Source organism: Agromyces tardus, from assembly GCF_003710805.1.
GTDB lineage: Bacteria > Actinomycetota > Actinomycetes > Actinomycetales > Microbacteriaceae > Agromyces > Agromyces tardus.
On record NZ_RHHB01000035.1, the window covers coordinates 20,705 to 35,181 of the forward strand.

Below are 14,477 nucleotides of genomic sequence, written 5' to 3' on the forward strand. Positions count from 1 at the left end.
CGGGCCGACGTGGCCGCTGTGATGCGGACCAATCGAAAGGCTACCCCGTCGGCCCGCGCCCGCAAGAGGCTTGACGACGAAGTGCCCCCCGAAATGGGGCGGATCAGTGGCGGCCGTTCAGCACGCCGGCGCTCTCCTCGAGGTAGCAGACGCCGCAGAGCGACTCGTAGGTGACGGTTCGGACCCCGCTCGCGCTGAGCTCCGTCGACGCGTCGATCGCGACCTGGTCGCCGTCGAACACGAATCGGCCGTCGACGAGGCGCGCGTTGAAGATCGCCTTGCGGCCGCAGCGGCAGATCGTCTTGAGTTCCTCGAGGCTGTGCGCGATCTCCAGCAGTCGGCGGCTGCCGGGGAACGCCACCGTCTGGAAGTCGGTGCGGATGCCGTAGGCGAGCACCGGGATGCCGTCGAGCAGGGCGATGCGGAGCAGGTCGTCGACCTGGCTCCCGGTGAGGAACTGCGCCTCGTCGATCAGCAGGCAGCTGACGTCGCGCTCATGCTCGGCGATGACGGCGGTGCGATGCCGCTGGAAGGTCTCGAACACCGGCTCCTCCGGCGCGATCGTGAAGTCGACCTCGCGCACGACGCCGAGGCGCGACACGATGTCGCGGTCGCCCTTGGTGTCGACCGACGGCTTCGCCAGCAGCACCCGGTGCCCGCGCTCCTCGTAGTTGAACGCCGCCTGCAACAGGGCGGTGGACTTGCCCGAGTTCATGGCTCCGTAGCGGAAGTACAGCTTCGCCATCTACTCGAGCAGCCCGTCCTCGGCCGCACGCCGGATGAGGTCGGACTTGCGGCTCGCCGGGCGGCCCACCTTCGCGTACTTCTCGCGCACGCGACGCAGGTAGGTCTTGGCGGTCTCGTAGCCGACGTCCATCCGCCGGCCGACCTCGAGCGTCGAGAGTCCCTGCGCGTAGAGGCGCAGCGCGCGCTCCTCGGCGGGGCTCAGCCGTGCGTTCGCGAGCCCGGCGGCGGTTCGATCGGGGCCGTCGGATGCCGCGACATCCGCTTGGCCGCCGGCGAGCACCGGCACGCGCCGACTCGGACGGACCCGCTCGCCGCGCGCCACCTTGCGTGCGACCTCGACGAGTTCGTCTGCGGGCGTGGTCTTCGGGATGAACGCGGCGGCACCGGCCTCCAGCGCGCGATCGCGGGATTCCTCGTCGTCGAGGGCGGTGACGACCACCACCTTCGCGCCCGCCGCGCGACAGGCCCGGATACGCGATTCGATCGAGACCGTGTCCCCCAATTGGAGGTCCATGAGCACGACGTCCACCGGGAAGCCGGGGTCCCGGATGAGGCCGATCCAGGTGGTGGCGCGCACCGCGACATCGAACTCCGGCGACTGCTCGGAGAACATCGTGGCAAGGCTGTCGACGATCAGGCCATGGTCGTCGAGGATGGCGAGCCGGAACGGCGCGCCCTCGGGTCTCGGGTCACTCGAGGTCATAACGGAACTCCACCGACACATTGTCTCGTGCGACGCGGGTCTCCGCGCGCATTCCCACGGATCTCGCAACGGCGAGGAACCGTTCGAGGTCGCGCCGCGTGGGCGGCTCGACGCCCGGCCGTGCCTCCAGCGTGATGACGCCCGAGTGCTCGGCGGTGCGGAACGACACCGTCATCCCCGCGCTCCGGCCCGAGTTCGAGAGCCACGACACGAGCGCCGTCAGCGTCGAGCGCTGGTCGACCCGCAGCTCCCTGGCGGCACCGCCGGGGTCGTCCACCTCCACGCCGACGCCGCGCACCGAGCCGACCGACGCCGCGAGGTCGTCGAGCCACGTGGACTCGATCCCCGCCTTCAGGGCACGACGCAGTGCCTCGGCGAGTTCCCGGGCACGATCGGCGTCGGCCACGGTGATCCGCTCGGCGGTCATGATGCCGGCGAGGAAGGGGAGCACCTCGCGTCCCAGCAGCGAGACTCGGCTCTGCTGCACGGAGCGCGCGATGCCCGCCCGCATGTCGGCGTCGCGCTGGAGGGCCGCCGAGTTCGCCTGCCGCTGCCATGCGAGCGTTTCGGCCACGATCGCGTAGGAGTAGCCCGCTGCGGCGGCCGCGAGCGCGAGCGTCGCGGAGGTGTTCACCGCGATGACGGCGACGACCGAGCCTCCGGCTCCCCGGTCGCCCGCGGCCCCGACGGCGAGGATGGCGAGCACGGCGGAGGCGAGGAACCCGGCGGTGAGCAGCGACATCCACGTGCAGAACGGCGCCACGGCCAGGATGAGCAGGCCGATCGCGATCGGTCCGTAGTCGTCGTAGAGGTATTGGTCGGTGCCCAGGGTGCTGACGTACTCGGCGATCGCGCCCCCGACCGCGAGGCTGACGACGACCCAGAGCCGCTCGGCCGTGAAGGGGGCGCGGCTCGGCCACGCCGAGACCGACGCGACGACGCCCGCAGCAGCCACGAGCACGATGCCGAGGATCGCGGCGGCGGGCGAATTGATCTCGGCCCGGTGCCAGAACGTGAGGCCGACGGATGCCGCGACCGCCACCGACGCTCCGATCACGACCGCCGGCGCCGCGGTGATCGCGCCGATCGGATCGGCCTCCTGCTGGGCGAGGCGGATGCGGAGGATCATGCGCCGCCCTCCGGGACGGTGAGCACGACCGTGGTGCCGACCCCGGGGCTCGACCACACCTGCACGGAACCGCCCTCCTGCTCGATGCGGGCCCGGATCGAGGTGCGTAGGCCGATGCGATCGTCGGGAACGGCGTCGACGTCGAAGCCCAGCCCGCTGTCGACCACCACGACAGTGACGTCGCCGTGCCCCGGACCGATCGCGACCTCGGCCTCGCCGACGCCCGCGTGGCGCGCCACGTTCACGAGGCACTGCGCGACCGCGGCGTCGAGCACCGAGGCGCGTACGGGACCCAAGACTTCCAGCGCGGCGGGGTCGCCCGTGATCCGCACGCCGAGCCCGGCATTGCGCGCGGCCTCGAGCGCCTCGGGCAGCACGGTGCGGGTTGCCGCGGCCGCGATCGGCCCGTTGCCGCCCGAGCGTCCCGGCCTGCCTGCGCCGCCGGCCGCGCCCGCGGACCCGAACGCGCCGTCGTCGATTGCCGCATCGCCGTGGTCGATGGCCCAGTCGCGCCCGACGATGAGGCCGAGGTCCTGCCGGATGCCGACGCGGAGCCGTTCGTCGATCGGGCCCGAGCCCGCTGCAGCGATCGCGACGAGGTGGCTGAGCGCGGTGTCGTGGAGGCGCGCCGTGGCGCGCAGTTCGTAGTCGTGGCGGAGCGCCAGTTCGCGGGTCTGCTGGCTGGCCCGGTGGAGGCCGGTCTCCTTGCGCGTGTCGCGCCTGCGGGAGAGCCCGTCGTAGGCCCGCACCATCACGAGCAGGCCGAAGGCACCGGCTGCTGCGACGTTCGGGACCCAGCTCCCGCCGCCGATCGCGGCGCCGAGGAACGTGGCCGCCTCCCCCAGTCCGAAGCCGAGGGTGGCCCAGGTGAGTGCGATCGCCGAGCCCGCGCCGGCTCCGCCGACGAGCAGCAGCGCGATCCGCGGCAGCGCGAGCAGCGGGTTGTTGGTCGAGTCGACGCCGTTCTCGGGCTGCATGACGAGCACGGTGAGCGCGAAGACGACGGCCGAACCCGCGACGAGGTACACGACGGTGAGCGTGACGGTGGGGAAGCGAGCGACGAGCACCAACAGCAGCGCCTGCGCTGCGAGGAGCATGACCGCCGCGAGTTCGCCCTCCGCGCCGCCGGCGAACGCCGACTCGGCGACGACGACGATCCCGATGACCAGGCAGACGAGCGCGGCGCAGTGTCCGGCGTTGGCGAGCGCGCGACTGAAGGACTCGCGAGCGAGGTGCTCCGGGAGCCCCAGGTTCATCGCGTCCTCCGCCTCTCATCGACTGCGCCGCAACGCGCGTGCTCCAGGCCCCCTCGCGGATTATCGCAGTTCCGCGGCGGTTCCGTGGCGATGCGGTTCGACCCGGGCAGGAAATCCGTTCAGAAGAGGGCGGCAGGGTCAGCGGGGCCGAGGCCCTGCGCGCTCGTCGCCAGGCGGGCGGATGCCTCGGCGCGATCGAATCCGGGGGCGTCGCCGGGCGAGCGGCCGAGGGCGCTCGATCGCACCCCTCCGGTCGCGGCATCCTCCCGCCCCTGCTCGAGGCCGTGCGCTCGGATCAGCGGGCGGATCCGGGCGGCGAGCCACTTGCGGTACTCCTTCGGCGCGTAGGCGTTGTTGCCGTAGTACATCGAGCGGTAGCGCTCGACGAGCTCGGGGTGCTCGCGCGCGAGCCACTGCATGAACCACGGCTTCACGCCGCCGCGGAGGTGCAGCGCGGTGTAGAGCACGCTCGTCGCGCCCGCGGCCTTCGCCTGGCGCAGTGCCTCGTCGAGGTGGGCTCGCGTATCGGTGAGGTACGGGAGGATCGGCATGAGGAAGACGGCGCAGTCGAGCCCCGCCTCGCGCACCGCCCGCACCGTCGCGAGCCGCGCGGCGGCGCTCGGCGTGCCCGGCTCCACGGACTGCTGCAGTTCCTGGTCGTAGATGGCGATCGACATCGCGAGATCGACGGGCACGCGCTTCGACGCCTCGGCGAGCAGCGGCAGGTCGCGGCGCAGGAGCGTGCCCTTCGTGAGGATGCTGAACGGCGTGCCGCTCATCGTGAGCGCCTCGATGATGCCCGGCATGAGCGAGTAGCGGCCCTCCGCCCGCTGGTACGGGTCGGTGTTCGTGCCGAGTGCGACCGCGTCGTGCCGCCACGACGGCTTCGCGAGCTCGGTGCGGAGGACCTCGGCGACGTTCACCTTGACCACGATCTGCCGGTCGAAGTCGTCGCCCGCGTCGAGGTCGAGGTAGGTGTGCGTCGGGCGGGCGAAACAATATACGCACGCATGCGAACAGCCCCGATACGGGTTGATGGTCCACCCGAACGGCACGACCGATTGCCCGGGCACCTTGTTGAGCGCCGACTTCGCGAGCACCTCGTGGAACGTCACGCCGGCGAACTCAGGGGTCTGCACCGATCGCACGAGGTTGTCGAGCCGGGCCAGGCCGGGCAGCATGCCCGCCTGCTCGACGCCGAGTTCCTGTCCGCTCCACCTCACTCCGATATTCGAACACATGTTCGAATCAGTTGCAAGCGGATGCCGCGGCGCGGCGCGTTGCGGCGAGCACGCGCGCGCGCCGCGGCGCCGACCTCGAGACATCCCGCGGCCTCCTCGACCCGGACGGTTCGCGAGAACAGGCAGACGCGCCGACCGCGTCACGAGAACAGGACTCAGCGACATCCGAACGGCGCCGCCTCCTGTTCTCGTGACGGTGCCCCCCACGCGGATGCCGCGGCGCGGCGAGTTCCGAGGAGCGCGCGCGCCGCGGCATCCGCTCGGTCAGCGGGCCCGCACCAGCCGCGCCTCGGGAGCATCCGACGCGGGCGGAGACGCCGGGGCCGACCCGCCCACGCGCCGACCGAACGCGAGCTCGAGCGTCTCCCCCGTCCACCTGCGCCGCAGCCACCGGTCGTGGCTCGCGATGACGACCGCGCCCGGGTAGGCGCCGAGCGCCTCCTCGAGGTCGGTCGCGAGCGCGAGCGACAGGTGGTTCGTCGGCTCGTCGAGCAGGAACACGTGCGGCGGCCGGGCGATCACGAGCGCGAGCGCGAGCCGTCGTTGCTGCCCCACCGACAGGTTGCCGACCGGCCGGTCGAGGTCGCGTCTCGGGATCAGCCCCAGATCCGCGAGCGGCAGCAGCTCGGCCCGCCGCTCGCCGATCGCGCGCTCGTAGAGGGCCCGCGGCGAGGCATCCGGATCGGCGAACCGAACATCCTGCTCGAGCAGCCCCACGCGCAGGCCGCGACGACGGTGCACCACGCCGCGGTCGGCGGCGAACCGCCCCGCGAGCACCCCGAGGAGCGTCGACTTGCCCGCTCCGTTGGCACCGGTCACGAGCAGCCGCGTCTCGGGCGCGATACGCAACCCGTCGAGGTCGAGCCGATCGTCGACCTCCACGTCGGCGAGCTGCAGGAGCAGCCCCGACGCCTCATCGAGCGCGTGCGATCCCGACGGGATGCCCGCGAAGGCGAGCGGCGCCGGCGGCCGGAGCACCTGCGTGCGCTCGAGCTCGGCGAGGCGTCCCTCGGCGTTGCGCACGCGCCGCGAGACCGCCGCTTCGACGTTGCCCCGCTTGAAGTGCTTGAGGAACTTGTCGTTGTCGGTCGGCGGCCGGTTGTGCGCGACCTCCCGTGCGCTCTCGGCCACGACGAGACGCAGGCGCTTCAGTTCCTGCTGTTCCTCGTCGTACTGGCGCATCCAGCGGCCGCGCTCGTCGGCCTTCACCGCGAGGAACTCGGTGAACGACCCGCCGAAGACCGTGCCGCCGGATGCCGCGAGCCCGGCCTCGCGCGCGGCGCCGCCTTTCGACTCGCCACCCCGGCGCCTGCCGCCGGCGTGTGCTCCACGTTCCCGGCGGGCGAGCGCCAGGGCGCCGGCCCTCCCGGGATCGAGGTCGAGCAGGCCCGTCGCCGCCCGGTCGAGGAACGCGCGGTCGTGGCTCGCGAAGACGACCGGCCCGCGCCAGGCGCGCAGCCGGTCCTCGAGGAACGTCGCCGCCTCGTCGTCCAGGTGGTTCGTCGGCTCGTCGAGCAGCAGCGCGTCGGGCGACGAGAGCAGCAACGCGGCGAGCGCGAACCTGCTGCGCTGTCCGCCCGACAGCTCGGCGATGCGCCGGTCGAGCCCGAGCCCCGCCACGCCGAGCCCGTCGAGCAGGTCGTCGCGGCGGGCGTCGGCCGACCACACCTCGGCACGTTCGGCCGCGTCGAGTGCGGCCGCGTACCGGGCTGCAGATGCCGCGGCGTGCGCGTCCGCGTCGGCGTCGGCGAGGCCCGCTTCCTGCGGCCCGGCGAGCGCGAGCGCTGCGGCGTCGAGCTCGCGCTCGATCGCGCGCACCTCGGCGAGGGCCGCCTCGAGCACCGCGCCGACGCGCTCGTGGGGCGTGAACGGCAGCTCCTGCTGCAGCAGTCCCGTGCGGCGCGGGCGTGTGATGCGTCCCGCCACGGTGGCGCCCGGCAGGAGGTCGGCGGCGCCGGCCGCGGCCGGAGCCGAGCCCAGCGGCGCGGATGCGGCATCCGCTCGCCCGGACGTGGACGTGAACGCGGACGCAGCCGTCGCGGCATCGGGCGACGGCGCCGCGAGGAGCCGGAGCAGGGTGGACTTGCCCGCCCCGTTCTCGCCGATGAGGCCGAGCCGCTGGCCCGGTCCCACCGCGAAGCCGAGGTCGGAGAACACGCGTCGGTCGCCGAACGCGACGGAGAGCCCGTCGACGCGCAGGTGGTCGGAAGGATGGATGGATGCAGTCATGGGGTGGTCCCCTTCGCGAGAATGCCCCCGAGCCGTCGACCGTCACCGCCGTGGACGGCGGGCACGAGCGGTGCACCGAGCGGGCGCGCGTCACAGGGTGGCGCGGGCGACGGCCCGGGAGCGGAGAGTGGATCCCGCCGGGCATCTGCCGTCGTCTGGGTGCGCGCGAACACCGTCGCGATCAGTGGAACGAGCACACCCCGAAGTCAACGGCGCCTCAGGCGCGGGACGATGGGATGTGCTCACTTCATAGCGGAGACGACGATAGCAGACCATCTGCATCGTGTGAAGGGCGTGTCGGCGAGCGGATGCCGCGGCGCGGGGTTTCGAGACGGCCGCGGCCGGCCGCCGCCTGTCACGAGAACATGCCGACACGCCGAACCCGCCACGGGAACAGGCGCGAGCGACATCCGCAGCGCACCGGAGCCTGCATTCGCGACAGGACCGCGGGCGGCGCTAGGCCGTGAGCTTGAGCGCGCCCGCCGTCGCCGTCTCGGCCGCCGGCGGCGTGAGGCCGAGCACCGCGGCCGTGGCCGCGAGCGACGCCGCTGCGGCCTCGGGGTCGCTCGAGAGCGTCGTGCCGTAGCTCGGGATCATCTCGCGGATCTTCGGCTCCCACTCGTCCATCCGGTCGGGGAAGCAGCGCTTGAGCACCTCGAGCATGATCGGCGCCGCGGTGGAGGCGCCCGGCGAGGCGCCGAGCAGGCCCGCGATCGTGCCGTCGGCGCCCGCGATGACCTCGGTGCCGAACTGCAGGATGCCGCCCTTCTCGGGGTCTTTCTTCATGACCTGCACCCGCTGGCCGGCCGTGATGAGCTCCCAGTCCTCGGTCTTCGCCGTGGGCATGAACTCGCGCAGCGCCGCCATCTTCTTCTCGCGCGATGCGAGCACCTCGCCGACGAGGTACCGCACGAGGTCGAAGTTCTTGAGTCCGACCTGCAGCATCGGGCCGAGGTTGTGCAGGCGGATCGAGAACGGCAGGTCGAACCACGTGCTCGTCTTGAGGAACTTGGGCGTGAAGCCCGCGTAGGGACCGAACAGCAGCGACGTCTCGCCGTCGACGACGCGGGTGTCGAGATGGGGAACCGACATGGGCGGGGCGCCGACGGCGGCCTTGCCGTAGACCTTCGCCTGGTGCTGCGCCACGATCTTGGGGTTGGTGGTGCGCAGGAACTGCCCGGAGATCGGGAACCCGCCGAAGCCCTTGATCTCGGGGATGCCCGAGTGCTGCAGCAACGCGAGGGCGCCCCCGCCCGCGCCGACGAACACGAACCGCGCTCGCACGACCTTGGGGGTGTTGCCGACGGTGTGCCGCACCTTGAGCCGCCACGTGCCGTCCTTCTGGCGCTTGAGCCACGTGACCTGGTGATTCGTGTGCACCTGCGCGCCACGCGTCTCGATGTCGCGGAACAGGTAGGTGGTGAGCGCGCCGAAGTCGACATCGGTGCCCGACTCGATGCGGGTCGCGGCGACCTTCTGCTTCGGGTTGCGCTTCTTGGCCAGCAGCGGCGTCCACTCGGCGATGCGCTCGAGGTCTTCGGTGTACTCGAGGTCCGCGAACAGCGGCTGGCCCTCGAGGGCGGCGACGCGCTTCCTCAGGTACTCGATGTTCGCCTTGCCGCGCACGAACGTCATGTGCGGGGTCGAGTTGATGAAGTTGTGCGGCTCGGGCAGTGCGCCCTCGGCGACGAGGTGGGCCCAGTACTGCCGGCTCACCTGGAACTGCTCGTTGATCTGCACGGCCTTGGCCGCGGTCACGGTGCCGTCGGGCGCCTCGGGCATGTAGTTGAGCTCGCAGAGGGCGGCGTGGCCGGTGCCCGCGTTGTTCCAGGGGTTCGACGACTCCTGGGCGACCCTGCCGAGCCGCTCGTAGACTCGGATGCTCCACTCGGGCTGCAGTCGCGAGATCAGGGAGCCGAGCGTGGCGCTCATGATGCCCCCGCCGATCAGCACGACGTCGACGGTCTCCTCGGAATTCACGGACTCCAGTCTAGATCGGTCGGGAGGGTGCGCTTGACCGCCGCGATGGCGACCACGGAACGGCCCGGCCGCCACGACGGCGACCGGCGACAGCCCTACACCGCCGCGGGCAGCTGCGCCGCCACAAGCTCCGCGATCTGCACGGCGTTGAGCGCCGCGCCCTTGCGCAGGTTGTCGTTCGAGACGAAGAGCACGAGGCCCGTGTTGTCGGGGGCGCTCTGGTCCTGCCGGATGCGGCCGACGTAACTGGGGTCGGTGCCGGCGGCCTGCAGCGGCGTGGGCACGTCGCTGAGGGCGACGCCGGGGGCATCCGACAGCAGCTCGGTGGCGCGCTCGGGCGTGATCGGGTTCGCGAACTCGGCGTGGATCGACAGCGAGTGACCGGTGAACACCGGCACGCGCACGCACGTGCCCGCGACCCGCAGGCCCGGGAGCTCGAGGATCTTGCGGCTCTCGTTGCGGAGCTTCTTCTCCTCGTCGGTCTCGAGGTCGCCGTCGTCGACGATCGAGCCCGCGAGCGGGATCACGTCGAACGCGATCGTGCGCGGGAACTTCTGCGCCTCGGGGAACTCCACGGCGCGGCCGTCGTGCACGAGGCCGATGGCGTCCTGCGCGACCGCGGCGCGTGCCTGCTCGAGCAGCTCCTCGCCGCCGGCGAGACCCGCACCCGACACCGCCTGGTAGGTCGACACGATGAGGCGCTCGAGGCCGGCCTCGTCGTGCAGCACCTTGAGCACCGGCATCGCGGCCATCGTGGTGCAGTTGGGGTTCGCGATGATGCCCTTGCGCGCCTCGGCGATCGCGTGCGGGTTGACCTCGCTCACGACGAGCGGGACGTCGGGGTCCATGCGCCAGCCGCTCGAGTTGTCGATGACGGTGACGCCGGCTGCGGCGAACCGCGGTGCCTGCGCCTTGGAGAGCGTGGCGCCGGCGGAGAAGATCGCGATGTCGAGGCCCGTGGGGTCGGCCGTGGAGGCGTCCTCCACGACGATCTGCTCGCCCTTGAACGGCAGGGTCGTGCCCGCCGAGCGCGCCGACGCGAAGTAGCGGATCGAGGCGACCGGGAAGTCGCGCTCCTCGAGCAGCTGCCGCACGACCGCGCCGACCTGTCCGGTCGCGCCGACGACGCCGATGTTCACTCCGTTGCCACTCACGATGCCTCACCTCTCGGGGCCGCAGCCCCCGCTCTCAGTCTCTTCCAGTGTGCAGGACGGCCCCTGCGCGTCGGCACCGAATCGTCACGAGACGACCCGATCTGGCAGCTTTCCCGCGAAATCCGGCGGTCGGCGGATGCCGCGGGCGTCCCGCCGTGCGGCGGTCGACGCGGTGCGGACGCCACGCAGCATCCGCTCGCCCGCGCCTAGCGGCCGGTGCCCGCGTGCACGATCGCGTCTTCCTCGGCGTCGAGGTCGAACGCGGAGTGCACCGCCCGGGCGGCCGCGTGCACGCTGTCGGCGCGCGTGACGACCGAAATGCGGATCTCGCTCGTCGAGATCATCTCGATGTTGATGCCGGCCTCGTACAGCGCCTCGAACAGGCGGGCCGAGACGCCCGTGGCCGAACGCATCGCGGCCCCCACGAGCGAGACCTTGCCGATCTGGTCGTCGTACTGCAGCGATGCGAAGCCGATGGCCTCCTGCGCGTCGGAGAGCGCCCTGAGCGCCTTCTGGCCGTCGGACTTGGGCAGCGTGAAGGAGATGTCGGTGCGGCCCGTGGACGCGGCCGAGACGTTCTGCACGATCATGTCGACGTTGGCGTTCGTGTTGGCGACGATCTTGAAGATCTTGGCGGCGACGCCGGGCACGTCGGGCACGCCGACGACGGTGATCTTGGCCTCGGTCAGGTCGACCGCGACTCCGGCGATGACGGACTCTTCCACTTCGGCTCCTTCGGGAAGACGCGAGGGGTCGTAGACGATCGTCCCCTCGTTGTTGTTGAACGACGAACGCACGTGCAGGGTCACGCCGTGGCGGCGGGCGAACTCGACCGCCCGGATGTGCAGCACCTTGGCTCCGGATGCCGCGAGCTCGAGCATCTCCTCGCTCGTGATGCGGTCGAGCTTGCGGGCCTTGGAGACCACGCGCGGATCCGACGTGAACACGCCGTCGACGTCGGTGTAGATCTCGCAGACGTCGGCATCGAGCGCGGCCGCGAGGGCCACCGCGGTGGTGTCGCTGCCGCCGCGTCCGAGCGTCGTGATGTCGCGGGTGTCGCGGTTGAAGCCCTGGAAGCCCGCGACGATGACGATCGCGCCCTCGTCGAGCGCCTCGCGGAGGCGCACGGGGGTGACGTCGACGATGCGCGCGGCACCGTGCGTGGCATCCGTGATCATGCCGGCCTGGCTGCCGGTGAACGAGAGGGCCTCGTGGCCCATGCTCTTGATCGCCATCGCGAGGAGCGCCATCGAGATGCGCTCGCCCGCGGAGAGGAGCATGTCGAGCTCGCGCGGCGCGGGGATGGGCGTGACGTCGTGCGCGAGGTCGAGGAGCTCGTCGGTCGTGTCGCCCATGGCGGAGACCGCGACGACCACGTCGTTGCCCGCCTTGCGGGTCTCGACGATGCGCTTCGCGACCCGCTTGATGCTCTCCGCGTCGGCGACGGACGACCCGCCGTACTTCTGCACGATCAAGCTCACGTAGGTGCTCCCGGGGTGGATGAGCGGCCGCCGGAACTGGACACGGCGCCGGAACCCCCATCATACGGCGGCCCGCATACCCTCCCTGCTATGTGACGCCACCGGTAGAGTGCGGCCATGTCGGAGGCGCTCGAAGGCTGGACGGACTTCAACGTGGCGATGGTCGGGGCGACCGCGGCGCTCGCGGGCCTGCTCATCGTGGCCATGTCGGTGAACATCGCCACGATCATGACGTCGGCGACGCTTCCGCCGCGGGCGGCCGCGGCGATCGCGGCGCTCGTGCTGGCGCTCGTGGCCGGCGCGTTCGGGCTCGTGCCAGGCCAGCCCGAGGTCGCGTACGGCATCGAGGTGCTCCTCGCGACGCTCATCGCCGGAATGTTCCAGTGGCACGCGATCCGGGTGATCATCCGCAAGGATGCGGTCTCGGCGGCCGACCGCGTGGCGAAGAGCGCGGCGGGGGTGCTGCCCGTCGGCGCGTTCCTCGTGGGCGCGGTGCTCATCCTCGCGGGGTCGCCCGGCGCGGGGCTCGTCGCGGTGGGGATCGGCTCAGTGCTCGCGGTGATCGCGGCGATCCTCATGGCGTGGGTCGTGCTCGTCGAGGTGCTGCGGTAGCGATCGGATGCCGCGGCGCGCGACGCGCGGCGCCCGCGACGGGCGGGGCGGCGCCCTGCTCAGTGCGGACGGTGCATGTACCACTCGGTGAACTCGGTCGCCCGGCCGTTCGGGTCGAGCCGGACGATCCAGAGATTGAGGTAGTCCTTGTCCGCGGGATACGCAGTGCGTCCCTGCACCACCGCGAACCCGTCGTCCTCGTGGATGATGCTCCACTCGAACGTCCACGTTCCGGGCTCGTCGCGGTCCTCGAGCCACCCGGCGACGATCTGCTCGCGCCCGAGGCGCGGTTCGACGTCGGGCGCCGTGAGGTACACCGCGTCATCCGCGAAGAGCGCCGCGATGTCGTCGGGGTCGTTCGACGCCCACGCCGCGACGTACCGTTCGACCCACTCGCTGCCCGCGCTCATCGTGTGTCAGCGCTTCCGCGCCATGTACCACTCGGTGAAGCGGGTGGCGCGCCCATCGGCGTCGAGGCGGATGACCCAGAGGTTGTCGTAGAGCTTCTCGGCCGGGTAGTCGGTGCGTCCCTCGACGACGACCAGGCCGGGCTGTTCGGTGAGGATCGCCCACTCGAAGGTCCAGTCGCCCGGTTCGTCCTTCGCCTCGAGCCATCCGTCGATGATCGCCTCGCGGCCCCGCAGTGCCTCGGGGTCGTCGGGCCGGAACTCGTAGACGGCGTGGTCGGCGAACAGCGCCCCGATGTCGTCGGGGTCGTTGGTCTCCCACGCCGTGACGTACCGTTCGACCCAGTCGGTGCCTGCGCTCATGTGGTCCGTTCTAGCCGCGGCGCGCCGGGGCGTCAACCCGGTGCGGATGCCGCGTCGCGGGAGCCCGGCCCCGCCTCCGCACCCGCCTCTGCGGGGTGAGGTTCGCCGCGCAGGAGTGAGGTTTCCGTCGTCGAGGCCGGTTTCACGCGTCCTCGGTGACGGAATCGTCACTCCGGCAGAGCCTGCGCGCGCGGCGCGGGCCGTGCCGGAGGGCTCCCGGTCAGCCGACGACGCGGCGGCCCTCGAAGGCGCGGCCGAGGGTGACCTCGTCGGCGTACTCGAGGTCGCCGCCGACGGGGAGGCCGGATGCCAGCCGCGTGACGCGGATCTCGAGCGTCGTGAGGAGCCGGCTGAGGTAGGTGGCCGTGGCCTCGCCCTCGAGGTTGGGGTCGGTTGCGATGATGACCTCGGTGACCGTGCCGTCGGCGAGGCGCTGCATGAGCTGACGGATGCGCAGCTCGTCGGGGCCGATGCCGTCGATCGGGCTGATGGCGCCCCCGAGCACGTGGTAGAGGCCGCGGAACTCTCGGGTGCGCTCGATCGCCACCACGTCCTTCGCCTCCTCGACGACGCAGATGAGCGCGGGGTCGCGGCGCGGATCGCGGCAGATGGAGCACGTCGACTGCTCGGCGACGTTGCCGCAGATCTCGCAGAAGCGCACCTTCTCGCGCACCTCGGTGAGGATCTCGGCGAGCCGGGACACGTCGAAGGTCTCGGTCTGCACGATGTGGAACGCGATGCGCTGCGCGGACTTCGGACCGATGCCCGGGAGCCGGCCGAGCTCGTCGATCAGTTCCTGGACGATGCCTTCGTACACGGACTACCCACGCTCCCCGAAGCCCGCGCGCGGCGGCGCTTCGACCTCTTCGAGGAAGGTCGCGCCGAGCACCTCGCGCACGACCGCCTCCCCGTATCGCTGGATGCCGCCGTCGGCGACGGGCGCCGCCGCGGCGAAGTTCGGCACCGCGGCCTCGGCGACGGGCACGGCGTCGATGACCGGCTCCGGACCGGGGTCGAACGGCGGCTCCTCGTCGGGCGGCGGCGCGTCGGCCTCATCGGGATCGAGCGGAGGCTCGTCGACGGCGGGCGCCGCCGCGGGCGCGGCAGCGGTGGTCGCCGGGGCTCGCCGCCCTGCGGGTGCCGTGGCCGCGGGTGCGGCCGGCGCAGCGGGCTCG

At 72.0% G+C, this 14,477-nt stretch carries 13 protein-coding genes and 1 pseudogene; 1 reads left to right on the forward strand and 13 read right to left on the reverse strand.

The window, feature by feature from the left end:
- Window positions 1–103: 103 nt before the first annotated feature.
- The 9 genes from EDM22_RS14290 to EDM22_RS14330 all read right to left on the reverse strand — a co-directional run bounded on the left by EDM22_RS14290 (window position 104) and on the right by EDM22_RS14330 (window position 11,920).
- The gene (locus EDM22_RS14290; RefSeq protein ID WP_122937761.1) at window positions 104–745 is read right to left on the reverse strand and encodes a thymidine kinase; all 642 of its coding nucleotides are present in this window, start codon (window positions 743–745) and stop codon (window positions 104–106) included.
- On the reverse strand, window positions 746–1,450 hold the full coding sequence (locus EDM22_RS14295; protein ID WP_122937762.1) for a response regulator: 705 nt from the start codon (window positions 1,448–1,450) through the stop codon (window positions 746–748). It lies immediately after the preceding gene.
- A complete protein-coding gene (locus tag EDM22_RS14300) occupies window positions 1,437–2,579 on the reverse strand; it encodes a hypothetical protein (protein WP_122937763.1) in 1,143 nt (380 codons plus the stop codon). Before EDM22_RS14300 ends, EDM22_RS14295 begins: the two co-directional genes overlap by 14 nt.
- The gene (locus EDM22_RS14305; RefSeq protein ID WP_122937764.1) at window positions 2,576–3,835 is read right to left on the reverse strand and encodes a sensor histidine kinase; all 1,260 of its coding nucleotides are present in this window, start codon (window positions 3,833–3,835) and stop codon (window positions 2,576–2,578) included. The genes EDM22_RS14300 and EDM22_RS14305 overlap by 4 nt, the downstream gene beginning before the upstream one ends.
- Before the next feature lie 119 nt (window positions 3,836–3,954).
- A complete protein-coding gene (locus EDM22_RS14310; protein WP_122937765.1) occupies window positions 3,955–5,058 on the reverse strand; it encodes an Rv2578c family radical SAM protein in 1,104 nt (367 codons plus the stop codon).
- 282 nt (window positions 5,059–5,340) lie between these two features.
- Window positions 5,341–7,305 carry an ABC-F family ATP-binding cassette domain-containing protein gene (locus EDM22_RS20190; protein ID WP_212591957.1) on the reverse strand — a complete coding sequence of 655 codons (1,965 nt, stop codon included), beginning with the start codon at window positions 7,303–7,305 and terminating at the stop codon, window positions 5,341–5,343.
- Window positions 7,306–7,761: 456 nt separating this feature from the next.
- Window positions 7,762–9,285, reverse strand: a complete 1,524-nt coding sequence (locus tag EDM22_RS14320; protein WP_122937766.1) for a malate:quinone oxidoreductase — start codon at window positions 9,283–9,285, stop codon at window positions 7,762–7,764.
- Window positions 9,286–9,380: 95 nt separating this feature from the next.
- Complete coding sequence (locus tag EDM22_RS14325) at window positions 9,381–10,439, reverse strand: aspartate-semialdehyde dehydrogenase (RefSeq protein WP_122937767.1); 1,059 nt, start codon at window positions 10,437–10,439, stop codon at window positions 9,381–9,383.
- A 206-nt stretch (window positions 10,440–10,645) separates the two neighbouring features.
- Complete coding sequence (locus EDM22_RS14330) at window positions 10,646–11,920, reverse strand: aspartate kinase (protein WP_122937768.1); 1,275 nt, start codon at window positions 11,918–11,920, stop codon at window positions 10,646–10,648.
- A 117-nt stretch (window positions 11,921–12,037) separates the two neighbouring features.
- Here EDM22_RS14330 and EDM22_RS14335 point away from each other — a divergent pair, with 117 nt between their 5' ends.
- The gene (locus EDM22_RS14335; protein ID WP_122937769.1) at window positions 12,038–12,532 is read left to right on the forward strand and encodes a hypothetical protein; all 495 of its coding nucleotides are present in this window, start codon (window positions 12,038–12,040) and stop codon (window positions 12,530–12,532) included.
- A 59-nt stretch (window positions 12,533–12,591) separates the two neighbouring features.
- On the opposite strand, the gene EDM22_RS14340 is transcribed toward EDM22_RS14335, so the two are convergent.
- The 4 genes and pseudogenes from EDM22_RS14340 to EDM22_RS14355 all read right to left on the reverse strand — a co-directional run.
- The gene (locus EDM22_RS14340) at window positions 12,592–12,942 is read right to left on the reverse strand and encodes a nuclear transport factor 2 family protein (protein ID WP_122937770.1); all 351 of its coding nucleotides are present in this window, start codon (window positions 12,940–12,942) and stop codon (window positions 12,592–12,594) included.
- Window positions 12,943–12,948: 6 nt separating this feature from the next.
- Window positions 12,949–13,302 (reverse strand): nuclear transport factor 2 family protein, encoded by a 354-nt coding sequence (locus EDM22_RS14345; protein ID WP_122937771.1) that lies wholly within the window; start codon window positions 13,300–13,302, stop codon window positions 12,949–12,951.
- A 220-nt stretch (window positions 13,303–13,522) separates the two neighbouring features.
- On the reverse strand, window positions 13,523–14,119 hold the full coding sequence (gene recR / locus EDM22_RS14350) for a recombination mediator RecR (protein ID WP_122937772.1): 597 nt from the start codon (window positions 14,117–14,119) through the stop codon (window positions 13,523–13,525).
- Window positions 14,120–14,122: 3 nt separating this feature from the next.
- Window positions 14,123–14,477 (reverse strand): annotated as a pseudogene (locus EDM22_RS14355) (DNA polymerase III subunit gamma and tau); the annotation flags it as partial.